The following is a 5,090-nucleotide window of genomic DNA, read 5'->3' as shown; positions in this document are numbered from 1 at the left end:
GCTTTCTTTAATGGTAGCAAGATAGGCGCTTAAAATTACGTATCTATTGAAACGCAAAAAGGCGAGTCCGCAAACGGACCCGCCTTTTTTGTATTCGGTACGGACTGATTTAGAAGCCCATGCCGCCCATTCCTGGCATGCCGCCGCCACCATGATCGTGATGATCATGGCCACCGCCAGCAGCTTCTTTCTCAGGCTTGTCTGCAACAACGGTTTCCGTTGTCAGCAGGAGGCCAGATACTGAAGCAGCATTCTGGAGTGCGGTACGCGTAACTTTGGTTGGGTCGATAACACCCTGAGCGATCAGGTTGCCAAACTCTTCCGTACGGGCGTTGTAGCCGAAGTCGTCTTTGCCTTCTTTTACACGCTGTACGATGATAGAGCCTTCCTGGCCGGCGTTTGCAGAGATCTGACGCAGCGGCTCTTCAACAGCGCGACGGATGATCTGAACACCGATGTTCTGATCTTCATTTTCTGTCTTGACCTTGTCAAGCACAGGCAGGGCGCGAAGGTAAGCTACACCGCCACCAGCGATGATGCCTTCTTCGATAGCAGCGCGTGTAGCGTGGAGTGCATCTTCAACGCGTGCTTTTTTCTCTTTCATTTCAGGCTCGGTGGCTGCACCAATTTTCAGTACAGCAACACCACCAGAAAGCTTGGCAAGGCGCTCCTGGAGCTTCTCGCGATCGTAGTCACTTGTCGTAGCTTCGATCTGCTGTTTGATCTGGTTGGTGCGTGCTTTGATCTGGTCGCCTTCGCCGGCGCCATCAACGATGACAGAGTTGTCTTTGTCGATAACTACGCGTTTGGCCTGGCCGAGATACTCAACCGTGGCGTTTTCGAGCTTGTATCCTTTTTCTTCTGAAATTACAGCGCCACCGGTCAGGATTGCGATGTCTTCCAGCATTGCTTTACGGCGGTCGCCGAAGCCTGGTGCTTTAACTGCAGCTACGCGAAGGGTACCGCGGAGTTTGTTCACAACGAGGGTAGCAAGCGCTTCGCCTTCGATATCTTCAGCGATAACGAGGAGGGGCTTGCCCATCTGCGCAATTTTCTCCAGCACTGGGAGGAGATCTTTCATTGCGCTGATTTTCTTGTCGTGGATCAGCAGGAACGCATCTTCGAGGACAACTTCCATGTTGTCCGCGTCGGTTACGAAGTAAGGAGAGAGGTAGCCACGGTCGAACTGCATACCTTCAACAACGTCGAGGTTGGTTTCGGTGCCACGTGCTTCTTCTACCGTGATAACGCCGTCTTTGCCTACTTTCTCAAATGCATCAGCGATCAAGTTGCCGATGTCCGAGTCGTTGTTGGCCGAGATGGTAGCAACCTGAGCGATTTCGCTTTTGTCTTCGATATCGCGGCTCTGGCTGCGGAGATTCTCAATCATTGCCGCAACGGCTTTGTCGATACCGCGCTTCAGGTCCATTGGGTTGGCACCAGCGGTAACGTTTTTCAGTCCGGCTGTCATGATAGACTGGGCCAGTACGGTAGCAGTGGTTGTACCGTCGCCAGCTACGTCAGAGGTTTTAGAGGCAACCTCTTTAACCATCTGTGCGCCTACATTCTGGATTTTATTTTCCAGTTCGATTTCTTTAGCAACCGTTACACCGTCTTTGGTGACAGTAGGGGAGCCAAATTTCTTTTCAATGATCACGTTACGGCCTTTAGGACCAAGCGTAACCTTCACTGCATCTGCAAGCGTGTCGACACCGCGCTTCAATGCAGCGCGTGCGTCTGTATCAAAAACGATTTGCTTTGACATATCTATTCTTTTGTGGAAAAATTCAGATCAAAAAAATAATCTGTACAGTTTTGTACAGATTATCCAACGATACCCAGGATGTCCGTCTCGCGCATGATCAGCAGGTCTTCTTCGCCTACGTTGATCTCGGTGCCGGCGTATTTGCCGTACAGCACTACATCATTTGGTTTTACGGTCATGTCGATTTTGGTGCCATTCTCGACACGGCCCGGGCCTACTGATACGACTTTGCCACGCTGTGGCTTTTCTTTTGCCGCGTCAGGGATGTAAAGACCGCTTGCCGTTTTCTCTTCGGCAGCTTCAGGACGAACAACGACACGGTCGCCCAGCGGAGTGATTTTTCCCATTGTGGTTTCCTCTTTTTAACTGTTGCCTCTTGGTAGTTACATACCCCCGGAGGGGATAGGCTGCAAATACAGCCTTCATCTTTCTCAATTTGTTAGCACTCTCATGTCGCGAGTGCTAAGGCGTATGCGTGTTGCACATAGCGTACCAATTCCGCGTTGGGCTTTAATTTGCGCCAGGTTTTCAGGATCTGCTGCCAGATCTGCGGATCTACGACAAAAAGACATGCCTTAAAATGCCATTTCGTCGTATCTTGCCTCAGGTACGTCGTAAGCCCTTTTTAGCAGGGCGTCCAGTGAACTTTGGGGCGTTACCCTTGTTCCCTTAATTGACCCGAAACGCATCAAAACAGGAGGTTGTGCACAAATTGACCCGATCGTTCATCATCAGGTGGTGGATAGCGTTTCTTGTTTCTGCGCTTGTTGTTGTGCTTGCTACGTTGCCACCATTCCTGCCGGCTGAATGGCGCACGTTGTTGATGCTTTCTTTTTCCAAGATCTGCCATCAGATTCCGGAACGCTCCCCGCATATCAATGCGATTGCTCTTGGCGTTTGTCATCGATGTTACGGCATTTACCTTGGCTTGCCGCTTGCAACCCTCGCTTACCTTGCCCTGCAGAGCTTGCCTGTGAAAACGGCAGGCCTGCGGCTTGCGCTTTTTGGAAGCCTCGCCTTGCTGGCTGTGGATTGGGGGGCACCTTTGTTGGGATTTTGGCACAATACCCCGGTTTCGCGCATGGCTACCGGTTTGTTGTTTGGTGTGATTGCAGGCTTTTATCTGGCCCACGCCCTGGCAGGAAAATCTGCTCAGCCTGATGCGGCGACTCAAGCGGATCAGATGATGGAGCCAGGCAGTGCCTCTGAGCAAATATCCTAACTATTTGGTAATCCTGACGTAGACATTGGCTTTTGATCACCCTGGTATTATTTTAAACTGGCTGGTTTGCCCTGTATAAGCCTTTATGGTTTGATTACCTGGCAGGAAATAGCCACCCACCGTGTTTTTTTAAATAGCATATACATTGGAAATGCCTAGTAAAACCCAGTCTATTATACTTGGTGGCGCAATAGTTGGCGTGCTGTCACCCCTCATCGGCCTGATTCCTGTTGTCGGGGGCTGTATCAGTTGTTTAGGTTACACCATCGCCGGCGTTGTTGCCGTATGGCACTATACTTCTACCCACGAATTGACAATTGCAGGTGGATCTGGTGCTGGCATGGGCGCGCTTGCAGGCATTGTAACTGCACTGGTTGGTGGCCTGGTTTCCTATGTACTTATTGCACTAGATGTTGCGCCGGGTATGGAGCAAGTCATGGAAGGCTTCGCTGAGTCGGGTGCCCTGGATGACGAACAACTGGAAGACATCGCTGACTTTATCTTCTCACCTGTAGCGTATCTTGCCTTTATGGGCGTTGGTGCTATTATTGGCGCCATCCTGGGTGCGATTGGCGGTGCAATCGGTGCTTCAGTATTCAAGAAAGGCGGAGAGTTTCCTTCCTAAAAAATAGAAATTCTAGCGTGTAGGATAGGCAGTCCATAATGGGCTGCCTATTTCTATTTGTACCGTTTTTTGGAAAGTGGTTCGCCGAGAACTTGCTGGATGATAAAGGCTTCTGAAAGGTAATTCTTGTCAGCAAGGCGTTTTCGAAGCAAGTCTGCAGCGCCCCGGCTTTTCTTTTTTGTCACCAGCAATGGTTCGGAAGACGGTTCCATATGGGGATGGGAGTACTTGTCGTCGTAGAAATCGCTGGTTGGAAACGAATCTTCGTAGGTCTTGGTCGCCTCAAGGGTGCCACGGGTCAGGATTTTTTCACTGTATTGCGTTTTGGATTCCAGTGAACGGTCGGGAATGCGTCGTTCCAGGGAGTGAAACTCGGGCTCGCGAGGCGGCAGCTTTGTTCTGGCTGGTTTCGGTTGCGTTGGCGCTTGTGGTTCAGGCGCCGGCGCCGGCGCTGGCGCATTTGGCTGGCTAGCTTGCTGGAATGCTTCCTGTATTTCTCGGAGTGCATCTTCAAGCGTAGGCGCTTTCTGTTGGGTGCCAGGTGTGCTGCCGGGTGCACCTTTCTGTGGGCCTTTCTTCTTGTTTCTCGCATTGATGATCGAGTAAACAAGCAAAAAGCCCAGCCAAATAAGAAATTCCATTGCAGCGCCGCGTTGTTCTACAGTTTTTCGATAATCCTTTCACCGGTACGAGCAAGCCGTTTGTGGTGTTTCTCCAATCTACAAAACATTGGGCGCAGAACAAACGTTTTGGCGATGCCTTACATGACAACCAATTTGCGCACCAGATGCTGTTGACCGGCACTTATCCTGATGAAGTAGATCCCCGGCGCCCAAGTGGCTGTGTCAAATGGGATGAAGTGCCGGCCAGCGCCCAGCGCGGCTTTTGTAGGTGTGACCACCATCCTGCCCAGTAGATCAAAGGCTGCATAGGTTAGGGCCAATTCTTCAGGTAAATCCACCACAACCTGCGTTTCGTCGATTGCAGGATTTGGGAAAATTGTCTGAATGGCAAACGACATTGGCGCCGGCACCGCTACCTCCAGCTCACGCAGTAAAGTACGTGTTCCTGTATCTGCACCGACAAAAAGAATACGATACACGTATTGTCCGGTTAAGTACACCGCATCTGAATAGGCGTAGGTTGTGCCTGCCGCCGTATTGCCGCGACCAGGTAGTTCGACTACCTTAGCAAATTGCCGGGAAAGAGCTCCTGAAATAGCCGAGGTTGATTCTGCGTGTGAACGCTCGATGATAAAGTGTCCGGGCCTGTTTTCTACCAGTGTTTCCCATGTCACCATGGTGCTGCCTATGGCCGGTTCAGCGTATGCACTATCAATTTCTACGGATGTCTTGGCGCGCTCAATACCCGTAAGCAACAGCGAAAATGATTGCGGTGCGTTGTTGTGCAATGTTGCTTTGTGAGAAACACGGACTGTATACGTGCCAGCTGGCGCTTCCTCTGTGAATATCTGCTCG

6 protein-coding genes are annotated in these 5,090 nt (G+C 51.0%); 2 read left to right on the top strand and 4 right to left on the bottom strand.

The features are described from left to right. Positions 1-109: 109 nt before the first annotated feature. Both groL and AAF564_25855 read right to left on the bottom strand, forming a co-directional pair. On the bottom strand, positions 110-1,765 hold the full coding sequence (gene groL / locus AAF564_25860) for a chaperonin GroEL (protein ID MEM8488998.1): 1,656 nt from the start codon (positions 1,763-1,765) through the stop codon (positions 110-112). Positions 1,766-1,824: 59 nt separating this feature from the next. Beyond that, a complete protein-coding gene (locus AAF564_25855; protein ID MEM8488997.1) occupies positions 1,825-2,112 on the bottom strand; it encodes a co-chaperone GroES in 288 nt (95 codons plus the stop codon). A 356-nt stretch (positions 2,113-2,468) separates the two neighbouring features. On the opposite strand from AAF564_25855, the gene AAF564_25850 reads away from it, so the two are divergent. Both AAF564_25850 and AAF564_25845 read left to right on the top strand, forming a co-directional pair. Then, positions 2,469-2,987, top strand: coding sequence for a DUF2085 domain-containing protein (locus AAF564_25850; GenBank protein MEM8488996.1), 519 nt, complete (start codon positions 2,469-2,471; stop codon positions 2,985-2,987). A gap of 151 nt (positions 2,988-3,138) precedes the next feature. Continuing rightward, a complete protein-coding gene (locus AAF564_25845) occupies positions 3,139-3,612 on the top strand; it encodes a hypothetical protein (protein MEM8488995.1) in 474 nt (157 codons plus the stop codon). A 53-nt stretch (positions 3,613-3,665) separates the two neighbouring features. Here AAF564_25845 and AAF564_25840 read toward each other — a convergent pair whose 3' ends face one another. Together AAF564_25840 and AAF564_25835 are read right to left on the bottom strand one after the other, a co-directional pair. Beyond that, positions 3,666-4,253 (bottom strand): hypothetical protein, encoded by a 588-nt coding sequence (locus tag AAF564_25840; GenBank protein MEM8488994.1) that lies wholly within the window; start codon positions 4,251-4,253, stop codon positions 3,666-3,668. A gap of 119 nt (positions 4,254-4,372) precedes the next feature. After that, positions 4,373-5,090, bottom strand: a 718-nt coding sequence (locus AAF564_25835) for a T9SS type A sorting domain-containing protein (protein ID MEM8488993.1), incomplete at its 5' end; no start/stop codon positions are given.

It is taken from the genome of Bacteroidota bacterium, assembly GCA_039111535.1.
Lineage (GTDB): Bacteria > Bacteroidota > Rhodothermia > Rhodothermales > JAHQVL01 > JBCCIM01.
This window is presented reverse-complemented; position numbering and strand designations above follow the sequence as displayed.

Excerpts from the sequence above, each read along its gene's own strand:
- AAF564_25855 (MEM8488997.1), bottom strand. The coding sequence starts at position 2,112 with ATGGGAAAAATCACTCCGCTGGGCGACCGTGTCGTTGTTCGTCCTGAA.
- groL (MEM8488998.1), bottom strand. The coding sequence starts at position 1,765 with ATGTCAAAGCAAATCGTTTTTGATACAGACGCACGCGCTGCATTGAAG.
- AAF564_25840 (MEM8488994.1), bottom strand. The coding sequence starts at position 4,253 with ATGGAATTTCTTATTTGGCTGGGCTTTTTGCTTGTTTACTCGATCATC.
- AAF564_25845 (MEM8488995.1), top strand. The coding sequence starts at position 3,139 with ATGCCTAGTAAAACCCAGTCTATTATACTTGGTGGCGCAATAGTTGGC.